Raw genomic sequence first — 15,074 nt, 5'->3', positions numbered from 1 at the left:
ACCCTCTCCAGCGGCACCGCCCGTGCGGCAGAAGCCTCCCCACAGGCACCTGCGCCCGACGCTGCGCTTGAAACCACGCCGGTTCCGATTCGCCACGACTGGAGCCGGGACGAGATTCAGGCGCTGCTGGAAGCCCCCTTGCTGGAGCTGCTCTGGCGCGCCCAGCAGGTGCACCGCCGTGCCAACCCCGGCTATCACGTGCAGCTGGCCTCGCTGCTGAGCGTCAAAACCGGCGGCTGCGAGGAGGACTGCGCCTATTGCCCCCAGTCGATGCACCACAGCGCCGATGTGACCGGCCAGCCGGAGCGCGATGTGGAGCTGGTGCTGGCCCGGGCGCGGGCGGCGAAGCAGGCCGGTGCCGATCGCTTCTGCATGGGCTGGGCCTGGCGCGAGATCCGCGAGGGGGCACCGTTTGAAGCGATGCTCGCCATGGTGCGCGGCGTGCGGCAGCTGGGCCTGGAGGCCTGTGTCACCGCTGGCATGCTCACCGACGCCCAGGCGGCGCGGCTGGCGGAGGCGGGCCTCACCGCCTACAACCACAACCTCGACACCAGCCCGGAGCACTACCACCGGATCATCACCACCCGCACCTACCAGGAGCGGCTGGAAACGCTGGAGCGGGTGCGCCGGGCCGGCATCACCCTCTGCTGCGGCGGCATCATCGGCATGGGCGAAACCAGCAACGACCGGGCCGGTCTGCTGCAGGTGCTCGCCAGCCTCGATCCCCATCCCGAGAGCGTGCCGATCAACGCTCTGGTGGCGGTGGAGGGCACCCCGCTGGAAGAGCAGCCGCCGCTGGATCCGCTCGACCTGGTGCGCATGGTGGCCACCGCCCGGATCCTCATGCCCCACAGCCGGGTGCGGCTGAGCGCCGGTCGCACGGCGCTCAGCCGCGAGGCGCAGATTCTCTGCCTGCAGGCCGGGGCCGATTCGATCTTCTACGGCGACACCCTGCTCACCACTGGCAACCCCGACGTGGACGCCGATCGGGCCCTGCTGGCGGCGGCCGGTGTACGCGCTCAATGGAGCGAGCTGTCGGCTGAGGAGTCCGAGCCGTCGACTGGGGAATCCAAGCAGGCCCCCGGCCGGGCGGTGACTTCTGGCTGAGCCTGCGCTGCCGTTCCGGGTGGCGGCCTTCTACCGCTTCACCCCCATCCACCAGCCCGTTGCGCTGCGCCAGGAACTGCTGCAGGCCGGCCTGGCGGCTGGGCTGCGGGGCACGGTCCTGGTGGCGGACGAAGGGGTCAACGGCACCATCTGCGGCAGCGCCGCCGGCGTGGAAGGCCTGCTGGAGCTGCTGCGGCGCCAGAGCGGCCTGGCCGATCTGGAGGCCAGAACCTCCTGGAGTGGGGACCAGGCCTTCCATCGCCTCAAAGTGCGGCTGAAACGGGAGATCGTCACGATGGGCTGCGCTTCTGTGCAGCTGACGCCCCCGCCGGCAGCGGAGCCGGCCTCCAGGCCCGGCACCCCCGTGCCGCCCCAGGCCTGGCAGGAGCTGATCGCCGATCCCACCACGCTGGTGATCGACACCCGCAACAGCTATGAGGTGGCGCTCGGCAGCTTTGCCGGAGCGATCGATCCGGGCCTGGAGAGCTTCCGGGAGTTCCCCCAGTGGGTGGATCAGGAGTTGGCCCCCCTGGTGGCCGCCCGCCGCCCCGAGCGGCTGGCCCTGTTCTGCACAGGCGGAATCCGCTGCGAAAAGGCCACCGCCTATCTGCGTCAGCAGGGCTTTGAGGGGGTGCATCACCTGCAGGGGGGCATCCTGCGCTATCTGGAGGAGGTGCCTCCCGAGCAGAGCCATTGGCAGGGCGAGTGTTATGTATTCGACCAACGGGTGGCACTGAACCACCGGCTTGAGCCCGGAGGCTTCAGCCTCTGCCACGCGTGTGGTCTGCCGCTCTCGCCAGCGGATCGCCAGCTCGACAGTTATCTGCAGGGGGTGAGCTGCCGGCACTGCCGCAATCGCTTCAGCGACGCCGACCGGGCCCGTTTCGCTGAACGCCAGCGGCAAAGTGTGCTGGCCGCCAGCCGCGGGGGCCGGCACATCGGTGCCGGAGCCGGCGCGGCTGATGCTGAGCCTGCTGGTCTTGGCGGGCGGGCGGGCGGCTCCCCGTGCCCATGAGCGGCTCTCTCCCGGTGCTCTACAGCTTCCGCCGCTGCCCCTACGCGATCCGGGCACGGCTGGCGATCGAGCGGGCCGGCCTGCTGGTGGAGTTGCGTGAGGTGCGGCTGGCGGCCAAGCCGCCGGAGCTGCTGCAGGCCTCGCCCAAGGGCACGGTGCCGGTGCTGGTGCTGCCGGATGGCCCGGTGATCGAGCAAAGCCTGGAGATCATGGCCTGGGCGCTGCGGCAGCACGATCCCGACGACTGGCTGCTGCGCCGTGACAACACCCCCTCCGGTGAACCAGTTGGGCCTGCGGCGGAGGCGCAGCGGGAGCTGGCCGCCTTGATCCGCTGCAACGACGAGGTGTTCAAGCACCATCTCGATCGCTACAAATACGCCAGCCGCCATCCCGGCGCCGACCCATTGGCCCATCGCGAAGCGGCCCTGCAGGTGCTCGGCGACTGGAACCGGCGGCAAGAGCAGGCGGCGCCCGCCCACGGGGATGCCTGGCTGCTGGGGGCCAGGCCGTCGCTGGCCGATGTCGCTCTGCTGCCCTTCGTGCGCCAGTTCCGGCTGGCGGATCCCGCTGCCTTCGACGCCCTCCCTGGACTGGCGGCGTTGCAGTCCTGGCTGGGCCGGTTCCTCGCCAGCGCCCCGTTGGCGGCGGTGATGGCCCTGCAGCAGCCCTGGAGCGCTGAAGCTCCCGGCCAACCCTTCCCCACCGGGCGCCTGATCCACCACCTGGCCCTGGCGGCCGACTGGCAGGAAGCCATCCGCGCCGGTGTGTACTGCCGCTCCACCCGTGGCCGCAGCCTGGAGCAGGTGGGCTTCATCCATGCCTGCTTTGCCCATCAGCTGGCGGCTACCCAGGCCCGCTTCTACGCCGATGGCCCCGATCTGGTGCTGCTCTCGATTGACCCTGCCCGGCTCGCGGTGCCCCTGCGGCTGGAGTCCCCAGCCGGCAGCGCGGAGCTGTTCCCCCACATCCACGGCCCCCTGGCCCTCGACGCGGTGGTGGCGGCGGAGCCACTCACGGCAGCGCGGCAGGCGGCATGAGCAGTGCAGTGCCTGCTCTCGGCCCGCTGCCGTCGCTGGGCGATCTGGAGCGCTGGGCGGCGGCCAACGGCCTGCTGCTGCGGTTGCAGGTGGACCGGCGCCTGGGGGTATGGACGCTGCGGGTCGGGGTGGCTTGCGTCCGGCCGGAAGGCCCACCCGCCCTGGTCGGTGAGCTCAAGGGCTGGGCCCTGCCCACCGCCGCCGGCCTGCAGCTCGACACCATGCGCGTGGTGCAGGCACCACCGGCGGTGGGCCCGCTGATCTGGGCGGCCACATTCGCCTGGGCGCTGGAGGCCACCCCCTGCCGGCGCGCACGCCTGCTGGCGATCCGCGATGAGGAGCGCCAGCATCGCCGCCTGGTGCGTTATTTCCGCCGGCTTGGCTTCACGCCGCAACGGGAGCTGGCCGCCCGCGTGGGCGACCTGCCCCTGCGGCTGGTGTGGGGCGGCTCCGGCCTGTTGATGTCAGGCCGCTGCAGCGAAGGCCTGCGGCGCTCCTCCCGCTTGGCTCAGCGGCTGGCGATGGGGCCAATGAAATCGAGGCCTTTGCAGGAATAGCCCCACGCGTTGTGATCACTGGTTATCACCGACGGGCTGTTCACGTTCAGGTCGTTGCCGTCGATCCCTACCTGCCCCAAGCAGCGTCCATCGGTGGAGTCGTAGTGGAGCCTGTAGGCGATGTCATCGATCTCCAGGGGATTGTTGATGCCGACCACAGGAATGCCTTCGACTTCGAAGCCGCGGCGAAACACATGCCTGCCGATTCGTCCGAATCCGTTGATGCCGATGGCCTGAATCTCGCCCCGTTTGCTTTGGCAGGCAGGTGCTTCTCAAGCTGCAAGCGAGACTCTCGATCAAGCCATCTGCCGCGGCCCATGCCAATGGTGTTGCTCTAGGGGCTGCCTTGGTCGGCACCGAGGGAGTCAAGTCAAGCAGTTCTCAGGAAATTTTTGCCAGATTCACATTTTAATCCCACTGAATCATTCCTTTGGCTTGCCTTAGTGGGCTCCAAAAGCATCGTGAACGTGTTCTTTGATGCATGCGCTTTCCGTTGCTCACGACAAGATCTGGTTTCTGAAATCTGAATTCACCGGAGTCAAGGCTGATGGGGGCCTTTGGTCTTTCTGAGCTGAAGGTGGCCGTCATTGGCGGCGGTGTGGCCGGCCTTGCTCTGGCACGTTCGCTCTGCCGGGGTGGTGCCGGCGGTGGCGACCGCGTGCAGGTCTATGAGCGCTCCACCACCATGGACCGCCAGGGCTTCGGCTTCCTGGTGCTGGAAAACGGCCAGCGCGCCTTGAAATCGCTTGGCATCGATGTGTTGGCCAGTGGCATCGGCCATTCGCTTGAGCGGGTCTCCATTCTTTCGTCCTGTGGGCGTTCGATTGCCCAGCACGCCGTCACCCACACGATCGCGGTCGACCGTCCCTCGCTGCTGCGTGCACTGGCCGAGGGTCTGCCTGCCGGGGTGATTCAGTTCAACCACCGCTTTGAAGCCTTCGAGCACGACCACGACCGCATGCTCTCGGCCTCCTTCTCCTGTGGCGGCCAGGACTCGCTCGTGCGCCATCGCGCTGATGTGTTCGTCGGCGCAGATGGGGTCAACTCCCGCTGCCGCGCCGTCCTCACCGCCGATCGCCCCGCCGTGACACCGCGCCGCGCCCGGGTCAACGAGATTGTCGCCTGTGTCCACCTGCCCGCCGTGGCTGCCACCTTGGGCCATCGCTTCGTCAAGGTGCTTGACCCCTGCGGTGGGTTTGCGGTCGGGCTGGTGCCCCTGACCAAGGGGCGTGTGATCTGGTTCGTGCAGTTCGACAGCCACCGCTTCGCCCCCCCGGAGCCCGGGGCCATCTCCGCCTTCCTTGACATCCATCTGTGCCGCTTTCCTCAGTTCGTGCGGGAAACGATCGAAGCCACCCATCCTTCCCTGCCCCATCTCTGGCAGCCGCTCGACATCGACCCTCCCCCCCGTCTGGCGCGGGGCAACCTGGTGCTGGCAGGTGATGCCGCCCATCCGCTGTTGCCTTTCACCAGCCAAGGAGCAAACACGGCGCTCGAGGATGCCGTCTGCCTCTCCGAGCAGCTGTTGGCCTGCCGCCAACCTGCCCATCTCAACCGGGCCTTGAGCACCTACCACCACAAGCGCCACCCGTCGCTGAAGCACTATCTGCATGCGGGCCGCTCCATGGCGGCCCAGTTCGTGCGCCCCCCCACCGAGCTTGAGAGTGCCTCTTTACCGCTGGCCAAGTGAAGGTGGGTGAACCCTTTTGTTTCGACGATGCCGTCGTTCCCTTTGAGCTGCTCCGAGAGCGGGCCTACAACATGCGCTGGGCGGAGCAGCCCGAAGGGGTGATTCCGCTCACGGCCGCAGACCCCGATTTTCCCGCGGCTCCCGTGATCAAAGAGGCCGTGATCCGCTACGCCAGCAGCGGGGTGTTCAGCTATGGCCCCCCAGGCGGGTTGCCCTCCTTTCGTGCTGGCGTGGCCACCTATCTGCGCCAGGAGCGGGGCGCTGACGTGAGCGCGGCAGGGGTGATCGCCGTCGACAGCGCCGCCGCCGGGCTGGCCATGGTGGCCCGCCAGTGGCTCAGCCCGGGGGAGGAGGCGGTGGTGGGGGATCCGGCCGATTTTCTCTTCGCCCACACCGTGCGGGCCGCTGGCGGTATTCCCCTGTTCTGGGGCCTGGATCGCCATGCCCCGCTCGACCTGGAGGCGCTTGAGCGGCTGATCAGCCCACGCACCCGCATGCTTTGCCTGTGCAACCCCCACAACCCGCTGGGGCGCTGTTTTCGGCGCGATGAGCTAGAGGCACTGGGCCATTTCTGCCTGGAGCGCGGCATCCGCGTGCTCAGTGATGAGATCTGGAGTGAGGTGGTGTACCCGCCGGCTGTGTTCACCAGCTGGCTGGCGCTCGAGCCGGCGCTGGCGGCCCAGGGCGCCGTGGTGCATGGCTTCTCGAAATCCTTTGCCCTGGCAGGTCTGCGTGTGGGCTACGTGGCCATGACCGACGCCGACGCCAGTGCCCGGATGCTGGCCGCCAGTGAGCAGCCCGCCACCGTGGCGGGAGTCGCCACCCTCAGCCAGGTGGCGGCGGAGGCGGCCTATTCCCCGGAGGGCCTGCGTTGGTTGCAGGCCTTTCAGCAGCATCTGCTGGAGCGGCGCAATCAGGCCATCACACTGCTGCGCGCCATGCCTGGCGTCCAGGTGGAAACCCCCGATGCCACCTACGTGGCGCTTGTGCGCGTTCCTGCGGGAGAGAGGGGCGTGGAGCCGCTCACGGACTGGTTGCTGCGGCGCCATCTTCTGGCCGTGGTGCCCGGCAGCCCGCGCTGGTTCGGGGCCGGTGCCGCCGGCCATGTGCGCCTCTGCTTCGCCACCTCGGCGGGGGTGTTGGCTGAAGGCCTTGACCGGCTGGCCCGCGGCCTGCGGGAGTGGCCCCGCGCGGAAGGAGTGGAGGCTGAGGAAGCCAGAACCACTCTGTCGCAATGCACACCAGAACGATCGGACAGCATTGGCTAGGCTCAGACCTCTATCACTGAAGTTTCAGTGATTCCTGTGGGCGTTCACGGCGTATGCCTGATTCGCCGCCGTCATGTCACCGGCTCGTCGGCTTCACCAGGCCACCCCGCCAACATCCTCTTTGGTGATGCTGTGCCCGCTTTTCGCCTCTATTCCTGGCCTTTGCCATCAGCTTCCGTGCCTTGGGTAGGGGCTGGGCGAGTGGGCCGGGGTCCGTGGCACCGGCTTTCCCTGCCGGCTGGGGTGCCATGAGGCGGGTGCCATGAGGATCGAGAACGAGCACGCCGCCTCGGGCATTCCCTGGTCGCTCAGGGCACACGCGGCGATCCTGGCTGCCTTCTCGATCGAAGATCCCTCCACCACCAATGAGGTGGTCGACCAGCTGGCTCTCGCCCTTAAGGCCGATGTCGCTGCGCTGATCACCAATCAGTCCTTTCGCTGTTCTGTTGGCCTGAGTGCGGAGGATCAGGCACTGCTGCTGCGGGTGGCTGCGGATCGCCCCACGGAAATCCGGCTGGCCACCGGGCTGCGGCAGGTGCACTGGTGCCAGCTTCCCGGCCTGGACGTGTTGTTGGTCGCCCGCTTCCAGACCCCATTCGACCTGCAGGAGCGCTGGCTGCTGGAGGCCCTGGCCCAGAGCCTGCAGCTGTGTGCCCAGGTCGGCAAGTCGATGCTGGCGGAGCGCTCTGCTACGCGGGCGGCCCTTGATCAGTCGAGCTACGACATGCTCACGGGGCTGCCGAACCGCACCCACGTTCTGAGCCAACTGGCGCTCAGCCTGGAGATGAACCTGCGCAGCAGTGGCTCCAAAGGAGCCGTGGCGGTTCTTTTCATCGACATCGATCGCTTCAAACTGATCAATGACGCCCATGGCCATACCACCGGAGATCGTTTCCTGATCACCGTGGCCAAGTGCCTGCGGCAGTGCGTGCGGTCCGGCGATCTGGTGGGGCGTCTTTCCGGGGATGAGTTCATCATCGTGAGTTCAAATTGTTCCCAGGAGTCGGTGCAGGCGCTTGGGGCGCGCATTATTGATCTGATCGGCCGGCCGATGACAATCGGCAACAAGTTGCTCAGCCATTCGGCCTCGATTGGGGTGGCTATCGCGAACGGCAAGGACAGCGCCGAAGTGCTCATCGAAAATGCCGATATGGCGATGTACAAGGCCAAGGCCAATGGCCGGGGTTGCCTGGCGTACTTCGACCAGCAGATGCGAAACACCGCCTTGAAAGCGGCAACGATGGAGCAGGACCTCAGGCGAGCTCTGGCAGCTGGCGAAATCGTCTGCTACTTCCAGCCAATCTTTCATGTGCATGATCAGCGGATCCTTGGCTTTGAAGCGCTGGCACGTTGGAAGCATCCGATGCATGGCCTGATCACGCCTGGTGAATTCATTCCAGTGGCTGAAGAGAGTGGTTTGATCGTGCAGATTGACACGATCGTGCTTCAACTGGCCTGCAAGCACATGGCCCGTTGTTATGCGGTCTGTCCAGATCAGAGTCTGGGACTGTCGGTGAATCTCTCTGTGCGCAGCTTGCTCGATCCGGGCACGCCTCAGCAGATTGCCATGGCGTTGTTTGAGTCAGGCTTTCCACCGGATCGCCTCTACATCGAAATCACAGAAACAATGCTGATTGAAGATGTTGAAGCCACTCTCCGCGCCTTTCGTCAGATCAAGGCGTTGGGTGCCAACCTGGCCATTGACGACTTCGGCTCTGGCTATACCTCCATGCGTTACCTCAAGCAGTTGCCAGTTGAAATTCTCAAAATTGATCGCTCCTTTATTGAAGGCCTGGGTCGAAGCCAGGAAGATGAAGTGATCGTGAAAGCCGTTCTCAGCATGGCCAAGGCACTGGGTCTTCATGCGATCGCTGAAGGCGTGGAGCGGCAAGAGCAATTAGATGTGCTGAAAAAGCTTGGTTGTGACTACATTCAGGGTTATCTTGTGGGTAGGCCAAAAAACGCTTCCAGTACGCTCGCGCTGATCCAGTCACGCTCCACGTCATTGGTGGACTGCGTCTGATGTTTGATTCTTTTCCGCTTCTCAATGTTGGTCATGAGCTGTCATCTTCTCCCCTAATCGGTTCTGGATCGTCGCGCCGTCATCACCTGCAACTTAAGGCCATTCGCGCACTCAAGGCGATCTGGTTAGAGGCGGATCAAACCTTCCCTCCCCCTTACCGCAATCCAGCCGATCTGCTCTTGCATGGCGTCAGGCATTTGGTGGCCGCAGGCTTCCCGCTGCACCGCATTGCCTTGGCGTTGGTGCCGATCGAAACCGGTCAGGGTGGCATTCAGTATTGGTGGGATGTGGAGAACCCTGAGGAGGTGCGCTCGTTCTTCAGGGGCAGTGAGTTCTTTGCTGGTATGGATCACCGCACCAGCATTCTGCATGCGGTGTGTGAAGGCAAAGTGCCTCAACGCCTGCGACTTGAAAATCTTAAGCCTGAGAATATTCCCTATGCACTTGCCAGGGATATGCGTCGCGAGCGTTATACCGACTACCTGGCTGTGCCCCTGGGAGGCGATGGGACCCACAAGTTGATTCTCACAATGGCCACGCAACGTCCCGGAGGATTTCTTTTATGGGAACTGGCGGCGCTTAACCGGCTCGTGGTGACGATGGTTCCCGCCATCATGGCCTGCGTTGGTTATGAAGGTCGTCAATGGGGGTGGCGGGATCCGCTCACGGCGCTTTCCAATCGAGGCAGCTTCGAGCAGCAGCTCAGTCAACAGATTGCGTTGTCGCGGGTCACTGGAGACCCGTTCACTCTGGTGCTTCTGGATCTTGATGACTTTGGTGCCTACAACGACACCTTTGGCCACTTCTGCGCCGACGACTGCCTACAGGCCGTCGCCCGCCTGCTCACGCGGCGGCTGGGTGCAGATAACCCCTTGGTGGCGCGGGTCGGTGCCGATGCCTTTGCCATGCTGCTGCCTTCAATCACCGGTGGCGAAGCTGATCGCCTGGCCGCAGAGCTGGGGGCCGAGATCCAGGGCCTGAGGATCGCCCATCCAGCGGCGTTTGATCCCTTCATGAGCGCCAGCATGGGCATCGAAACCCATTGGCCACTGTTGGAGCGCGAGGATGCCCAGGCCACCGAAGTGCTTGCCCGCGCTGAGATCGCGCTCAACCGCGCCCGCCAGGCGAAGCGTTCTTGCCAGCTGGTCCTGCATTGATGGCCAGTTGCCGGCCTGGCCTGCTCGCTCAGCTGACGGCGTGGTAGCTGCTGCGCACCAAGGGGCCGCTGCGCACCTGGGTGAAGCCCAGCGTTGTGGCGATCGCTCCCAGGCGCTCGAACTCCGCCGGCGTCCAGTAGCGCGCCACCGGCAGGTGGGCCAGGGAGGGGCGCAGGTACTGCCCCAGCGTCAGGCGCTGGCAGCCCACGGCCCTGAGATCGTGGAGCGTGGCCACCACTTCCTCGTTGGTTTCGCCCAGCCCCAGCATCAACCCGGATTTGGTGGGGATCTGGGGCGCCAGCTCCCGCGCCGCCGCCAGCAGGTTCAAGGAGCGGGCATAGGTGGCGCCGCGCCGCACCTCCCCCTGCAGCCGCTCCACCGTCTCCAGGTTGTGGTTGAAGCAGGCGGGCCCGGCGGCCAGCACCTGCTGCAGGCGGTGCCGCTGGGCGGCCTGGCCGTCGGGCTCCTGCCGGTGCCCTCCCCAGAAATCGGGCGTGAGCACTTCGATCGCGATCAGTGGCTGGCGCCGCCGGATCGCCGCCATGGTGGCGGTGAACATCGAAGCGCCGTGATCGGCCTGGTCATCGCGGGCCACGGCGGTGAGCACCACGTAGCGCAGGCCCATGCGCTCCACCGCCTGCGCCACCCGCTCGGCCTCGGCCGGGTCGATCGGCAGAGGGGCCTGGCCTTTCTCCACCTGGCAGAAGGCGCAGCTGCGGGTGCAGATCGGGCCCCCCAGCAGGAAGGTGGCTGTTCCTGCTGCATAACACTCGCCCCGGTTAGGGCAGCGTCCCTCCTCGCAGATCGTGTGCAGTCGCTCCTGCTTCACCACCGCCTGCACCCGCTCCAGTTCCGAGGCGTTGCCCAATGGGCGCCGCAGCCAGGCGGGCAGCCGCTCGGCCGGTGGGATGGCGCTGTAACGGCTGCGGGAACCCATGGCCATCAGGCTATCGAGCGCGGTGCTTCCATCCGCCGCTGGCCTTCCATCACTCCAGCCGCCACCTGCAATCCATCACTCCATCCGCCGCCGGCCTTCCATCGCCCGGGCCAGGGTGACCTCATCGGCATAGTCCAGTTCGCTGCCCACCGGCAGGCCATAGGCGATCCGGCTCACGCTGGTGAAGGGGCGCAGCAGCCGGGCCAGATACAGGCTGGTGGTGTCCCCCTCCACGCTCGGTGTCAGCGCCAGGATCACTTCGCTGATGCCTTCCTGATCCACCCGGTTCACCAGCGGTTGCACGTGCAGCAGCTCGGGTCCGATGCCATCCATCGGCGAGATCAAGCCACCAAGCACGTGGTAGCTGCCCTTGTATTCGCGGGTGCGCTCGATCGCCAGCAGATCGCGGGAATCGGCCACCACGCACAGCAGCCCGCTCTGGCGCTCCGGCTGGCGGCAGATCTCGCAAAGCGGTTCAGCCGAGAGGTGGAAGCACCGCTGGCACTGGCCCACCTGGCTGCGGGCGGCGAGCAGGGCATCGGCGAAGGCGCGGATCTGTTCTTCCGGTTGGCGCAGCAGATGCAGGGCCAGGCGCTGGGCGGTGCGGGGGCCGATGCCCGGCAGGCGCTCAAACTGATCGATCAGCCGGGCCAGGGGACGGGTGAAGCCGCTCAGAGAACTGACGCGAAGACCCCGAATCTAAAGACGCTGCCAACAGTCCCCAGCCTGCCGGCCGACAGAATGGCGCCGGTGCTCTCCCATTCCGCCGTTGCTTCCCGCCATGCCTCTCCGCTCTCTCCAGCCGGATGTCCGGCCCTGGTTCAGCCGCCTGCTGGCCGTGCTGCTCGGGGCCCTGATCGCCGCGGGTGGGCTGGCGGGCTGCAGCGCCGCGGCCGCCGGGCTGAACGCCTTCCAGAGCCCTGATGGCCGTTATGCCTTCCTCTACCCCACCGGCTGGACGCGCGTGGTGGTGAGCGATGGCCCCCAGGTGGTGTTTCACGACCTGATCAACAGCGATGAAACACTCAGCCTGGTGATTTCCGATGTGAACCCCACCAACGACCTCAGTGATCTGGGCAGCGCCGTGGCGGTGGGCGAGAAGCTGCGGCGTGTGGTGATCGCGCCGGCGGGCAGCGGCCGTGAAGCGGAGCTGGTGGAAGCGGTGGAGCGCCAGGACGGTGGCCACACCTTCTACGACCTGGAGTACGCGGTGCACCTGGTGGATCGCGACCGCCACGAACTGGCCACCGTGGTGGCCGACCGGGGCCGCCTGTACACCCTGGCGGTGAGCACCAACGAGGCCCGCTGGGGGAAGGTGAAGGAGCTCTTCCACAACGTGATCACCTCCTTCACCCTGCAGATCTGAGGGGCCCAGGCAGCACTATCGGGGGAGAGAAGGCCTCCAGGGGTCTGGCGGCATGGAAGGTGATTTGGCCTTGCACAGTTCTGAGGCCACCGATCCGGTGGTGGTGATCGGTGCGGGGTTGGCCGGTGGTCTCCTCGCCCTTGAACTCGCGGGTCTCGGTCTGCCGGTGATCGTGGTGGATGGGGCTGGCCCCGCCGCCACACCGCTCAGCTACGGCGGAATCCCCTGGTGGGCGGGGCCCCCGGGCCCGCTTGACAGCTGGATGGCCGCCGCTCCGTCCCGCTGGCGCCGCTTGGAGGCGCGCCATGGCCCCCTGGGCCTGCGCTCCTGCGATCTGGTGCTGCATTGGCCCGCCGCCGCTGACGCCGCCGCGCGGCAGCGGCAGGACGGGGTGCTTCAGCAGGTGGAGGGCCTGGCCCGCCGGCACCTCGGGGCCGATCAGTTGCAGCACGGCCCACCGCTGGCGGGCGCGGCTGGTCCGGCGGCGGCGGCCGCAAGTGGCCCTGGAGGCACCCTGCGCCTCAGCTACGCCAGGGTCGATCCGGGCCTGCTGGCTGCCGCCCTGCCCGGGGCGTTGCGAGCCGCCGGGGTGCGGCTGCTCCGCGAGCAGGTGGCGGCGATCGAGCCCACCCGCGCAGGCTGGAACCTGCGCATGGGCGCGGGCGTGGGTGGCAGTGGCGCCGCGCTGCCGGCCCGGCAGGTGGTGCTGGCCGCCGGTGCCGGTTGCCGCGCGCTCTGGCCGTCGTTGCCGCAGCGCCTGCGGGTCAGCTGGGCCGGAGCGCTCCTGGTGGACCGACCGCCGCTTGCGCTGCCCCCCGGCGACACCATCGTGATGCCGTTGCTGGGCCAGCGGCAGGGCCTGGAGCACCGCTCCGCCCAGCTGCAGGCGCCTGAACTGAGCGTTGATGTGGGCTGGGCGCCGAGCGGCTCCGGCTGGCTGCTGGGCCAGAGCTCCCTGGTGCGCCCCGACCCGGGCCAGGGCCCGCCCCCCGACCCCCACCACACCGAAGCGTGTCTGCGCCAGGCGCTCGCCGGGCTGCTGCCGGCCTTGGCGGAGCTGCCGGGTCGCTTCGTTCAGGTGCCGGTGAGCTTCACGCATCCAGGCCTGCCGCTGGTGGGAGCGGTGGCGGGCGACCCGGGACTGTGGGTGTTCGCCGGCTTCGGCGGGCCGTTTGCGCTGGTGCCGGCCCTGGCCCCTCTGCTGGCGGCCGCGATCGCCGGTGATCCTGCGGCCCTGGCCGCGCTGCCCGGCGCCGCCCCCGGGGTGGGCGGGGGCTGACAGGAACCCCGTGACCCACCAAGCTGGCGGCCATGCACCTGCTGCGGCCTCACCACTGGAAGCGGATGCCACCGCGGCGCAAGGTGGCGTGGTGTCTGGGTGGCGTGGTCGGTGCGGTGGGGCTCTGGGCCTGCTTCTGGCGCGTGCCCACCGAGGTGATGGGCAAGGGGGTGCTGCTGCTACCCGGCAGTGCCGGCCTGATCGACGCCCGCGCCGGCGGCCAGGTGCGGCGCCTGCCTGTGGCCGTGGGCGATCGGGTGCGGCGCGGTCAGGTGCTGGTGGAGCTCTATCTGCCGGTGCTGGAGCGGGAGATCGAGCAGCAGCGGGCCAACCTGCGGGAGCTCGAACGGCAGAACGACCAGCTCACCGCCCGCGACGACCAACGCCTCGCCACCGAACGGCAGGCGCTTGCCACTGCCCTTGCCAAGCTGGGCGCTGACCGCAGCCGCTTCGGTGCCCTCAAGAGCACCTACGCCGCCAAGCTCAACCAGCTGGAGTGGCTGAGCCAGCGGGAAGTGGTGGCGCCGCTCTCCTCCGAGGTGGTGATGGTGGAGCAGGGCCTCACCGCCACAGCCGTCAACCTCGATCAGGTGGCGATCGAGGAGCGGAACCTGCTCACCGCCTTTCAGCAGGTGAAGCTCAATCTTGAAACAGCGGCGCTCGAGCGGCGGTTTCGCATTGATGATCTGCGCCGCCAGTTGCGTGTCACTGAGGCGCAGCTGGCCTTCAACGGCCGCCTGCATGCCGATCGCGATGGCGAGGTGCTGGATCTGCAGGTGATCCCAGGGCAGACCGTGGCCGTGGGCCAACGGCTGGGCACGATCGGCCGTGGGGGCGGCTCACGGCCCCTGATCGCCGTGGCCTACTTTCCCCCCGCCGATGCCCGCCGCCTGCGCCTCGATCTGCCTGTGGAGATCGTGCCCGACTGGAATCAGCGCAGCCGCTTCGGTGGCATCGTGGGCCGGGTCCGGCAGATCAACGTGTTGCCCGCCACTGAGGAGGACATCTCCACCACGATCGGCAACCCCCAGCTGGCCCGCTCGCTGGTGGAAGGCGGGCCGGTGATGCGCGCCGAGATCCGCCTGGAGCGCGACCCCGCCAGCCTGGATGGCTTCCGCTGGACCCTGTCGCAGGGCAGCAGCGTGTTCCCGGTGCGGGAAGGTCTCACCGTCACCGGCCATGCCTACGTGGAATGGCGCACCCCGGTCTCCTATCTGCTGCCGGGCCTGCGCTCGCTCACGGGGGGCTTCCGCACCTTCCGCTTCGATCGACGCTGGGATCGTGGAGAGCTGCGCCAGGGCAGCCGCCCGCTTCAGGAGACTCCGGCGGCCACCTCTGCCGCCAGCGCTGGCCCTGCTGCGAGCGCTGCCGCCAACGCTGGCCCTGCTGCGAGCGCTGCCGCCAACGCTGCTACTCCAGGGGCGCGGCCATGACCCCGAATCCGCCCCCACCCTCCGGCGAAGCCAGCCCGCTGCGGCGGGAGCTGCCCTGGCTGGTGGCCGAAGTGGTGCTGCTGGTGGTGCTGCTCAATGCCAATGCACCGGAGCTCTGGTTCTGGTTGGTGGTGCTGGTGGTGGTGCTCGCCTATCGCATCGAACGCTTCGTCTCCAGCGGCGAGCGTTGATCGGTGCAGCCGCA

15 protein-coding genes are annotated in these 15,074 nt (G+C 67.5%); 12 read left to right on the top strand and 3 right to left on the bottom strand.

The window, feature by feature from the left end; all coding sequences use genetic code 11:
- The first annotated feature begins 87 nt into the window (after nt 1–87).
- The 4 genes from bioB to KBY97_RS01765 are packed head-to-tail and all read left to right on the top strand — an operon-like array spanning nt 88 to nt 3,716.
- Nucleotides 88–1,107: a biotin synthase BioB gene (gene bioB / locus KBY97_RS01780; protein ID WP_255144974.1), complete on the top strand. Its 1,020-nt coding sequence runs from the start codon at nt 88–90 to the stop codon at nt 1,105–1,107.
- 19 nt (nt 1,108–1,126) lie between these two features.
- Nucleotides 1,127–2,122 (top strand): rhodanese-related sulfurtransferase, encoded by a 996-nt coding sequence (locus tag KBY97_RS01775; RefSeq protein ID WP_255144921.1) that lies wholly within the window; start codon nt 1,127–1,129, stop codon nt 2,120–2,122.
- Nucleotides 2,119–3,159, top strand: coding sequence for a DUF952 domain-containing protein (locus tag KBY97_RS01770; protein WP_255144920.1), 1,041 nt, complete (start codon nt 2,119–2,121; stop codon nt 3,157–3,159). Before KBY97_RS01775 ends, KBY97_RS01770 begins: the two co-directional genes overlap by 4 nt.
- Nucleotides 3,156–3,716 (top strand): hypothetical protein, encoded by a 561-nt coding sequence (locus tag KBY97_RS01765; RefSeq protein WP_255144919.1) that lies wholly within the window; start codon nt 3,156–3,158, stop codon nt 3,714–3,716. The genes KBY97_RS01770 and KBY97_RS01765 overlap by 4 nt, the downstream gene beginning before the upstream one ends.
- On the opposite strand, the gene KBY97_RS01760 is transcribed toward KBY97_RS01765, so the two are convergent.
- On the bottom strand, nt 3,668–3,940 hold the full coding sequence (locus tag KBY97_RS01760) for a glyceraldehyde 3-phosphate dehydrogenase NAD-binding domain-containing protein (RefSeq protein ID WP_255144973.1): 273 nt from the start codon (nt 3,938–3,940) through the stop codon (nt 3,668–3,670). The two genes, KBY97_RS01765 and KBY97_RS01760, sit on opposite strands and share 49 nt — an antisense overlap.
- 353 nt (nt 3,941–4,293) lie before the next feature.
- On the opposite strand from KBY97_RS01760, the gene KBY97_RS01755 reads away from it, so the two are divergent.
- The 4 genes from KBY97_RS01755 (at nt 4,294) to KBY97_RS01740 (ending at nt 9,854) form a co-directional block, all read left to right on the top strand.
- Nucleotides 4,294–5,406 (top strand): NAD(P)/FAD-dependent oxidoreductase, encoded by a 1,113-nt coding sequence (locus tag KBY97_RS01755; RefSeq protein WP_255144917.1) that lies wholly within the window; start codon nt 4,294–4,296, stop codon nt 5,404–5,406.
- 2 nt (nt 5,407–5,408) lie between these two features.
- Nucleotides 5,409–6,674: a pyridoxal phosphate-dependent aminotransferase gene (locus tag KBY97_RS01750; protein ID WP_255144915.1), complete on the top strand. Its 1,266-nt coding sequence runs from the start codon at nt 5,409–5,411 to the stop codon at nt 6,672–6,674.
- Between the two features lie 262 nt (nt 6,675–6,936).
- Nucleotides 6,937–8,697 (top strand): bifunctional diguanylate cyclase/phosphodiesterase, encoded by a 1,761-nt coding sequence (locus KBY97_RS01745; RefSeq protein WP_255144914.1) that lies wholly within the window; start codon nt 6,937–6,939, stop codon nt 8,695–8,697.
- Nucleotides 8,697–9,854 carry a diguanylate cyclase gene (locus KBY97_RS01740; protein WP_255144912.1) on the top strand — a complete coding sequence of 386 codons (1,158 nt, stop codon included), beginning with the start codon at nt 8,697–8,699 and terminating at the stop codon, nt 9,852–9,854. The genes KBY97_RS01745 and KBY97_RS01740 overlap by 1 nt, the downstream gene beginning before the upstream one ends.
- A 28-nt stretch (nt 9,855–9,882) precedes the next feature.
- Here KBY97_RS01740 and lipA read toward each other — a convergent pair whose 3' ends face one another.
- The gene (lipA, locus tag KBY97_RS01735; RefSeq protein WP_255144972.1) at nt 9,883–10,791 is read right to left on the bottom strand and encodes a lipoyl synthase; all 909 of its coding nucleotides are present in this window, start codon (nt 10,789–10,791) and stop codon (nt 9,883–9,885) included.
- A gap of 75 nt (nt 10,792–10,866) precedes the next feature.
- Nucleotides 10,867–11,445 carry a recombination mediator RecR gene (gene recR / locus KBY97_RS01730; protein ID WP_255144971.1) on the bottom strand — a complete coding sequence of 193 codons (579 nt, stop codon included), beginning with the start codon at nt 11,443–11,445 and terminating at the stop codon, nt 10,867–10,869.
- A gap of 127 nt (nt 11,446–11,572) precedes the next feature.
- Here recR and psbP point away from each other — a divergent pair, with 127 nt between their 5' ends.
- The 4 genes from psbP to KBY97_RS01710 all read left to right on the top strand — a co-directional run bounded on the left by psbP (nt 11,573) and on the right by KBY97_RS01710 (nt 15,060).
- A complete protein-coding gene (gene psbP / locus KBY97_RS01725; RefSeq protein ID WP_255144911.1) occupies nt 11,573–12,157 on the top strand; it encodes a photosystem II reaction center PsbP in 585 nt (194 codons plus the stop codon).
- A gap of 70 nt (nt 12,158–12,227) precedes the next feature.
- Nucleotides 12,228–13,436, top strand: a complete 1,209-nt coding sequence (locus KBY97_RS01720) for an FAD-dependent oxidoreductase (RefSeq protein WP_255144910.1) — start codon at nt 12,228–12,230, stop codon at nt 13,434–13,436.
- 32 nt (nt 13,437–13,468) lie between these two features.
- Nucleotides 13,469–14,869, top strand: coding sequence for an NHLP bacteriocin system secretion protein (locus KBY97_RS01715; RefSeq protein ID WP_255144909.1), 1,401 nt, complete (start codon nt 13,469–13,471; stop codon nt 14,867–14,869).
- Nucleotides 14,866–15,060 carry a hypothetical protein gene (locus tag KBY97_RS01710; RefSeq protein WP_255144907.1) on the top strand — a complete coding sequence of 65 codons (195 nt, stop codon included), beginning with the start codon at nt 14,866–14,868 and terminating at the stop codon, nt 15,058–15,060. Before KBY97_RS01715 ends, KBY97_RS01710 begins: the two co-directional genes overlap by 4 nt.
- The last annotated feature ends 14 nt before the right edge of the window (nt 15,061–15,074 follow it).

Origin of the sequence: Synechococcus sp. ATX 2A4, assembly GCF_024346375.1 — a bacterium.
Classification (GTDB): Bacteria; Cyanobacteriota; Cyanobacteriia; order PCC-6307; family Cyanobiaceae; genus MW101C3.
This window is presented reverse-complemented; position numbering and strand designations above follow the sequence as displayed.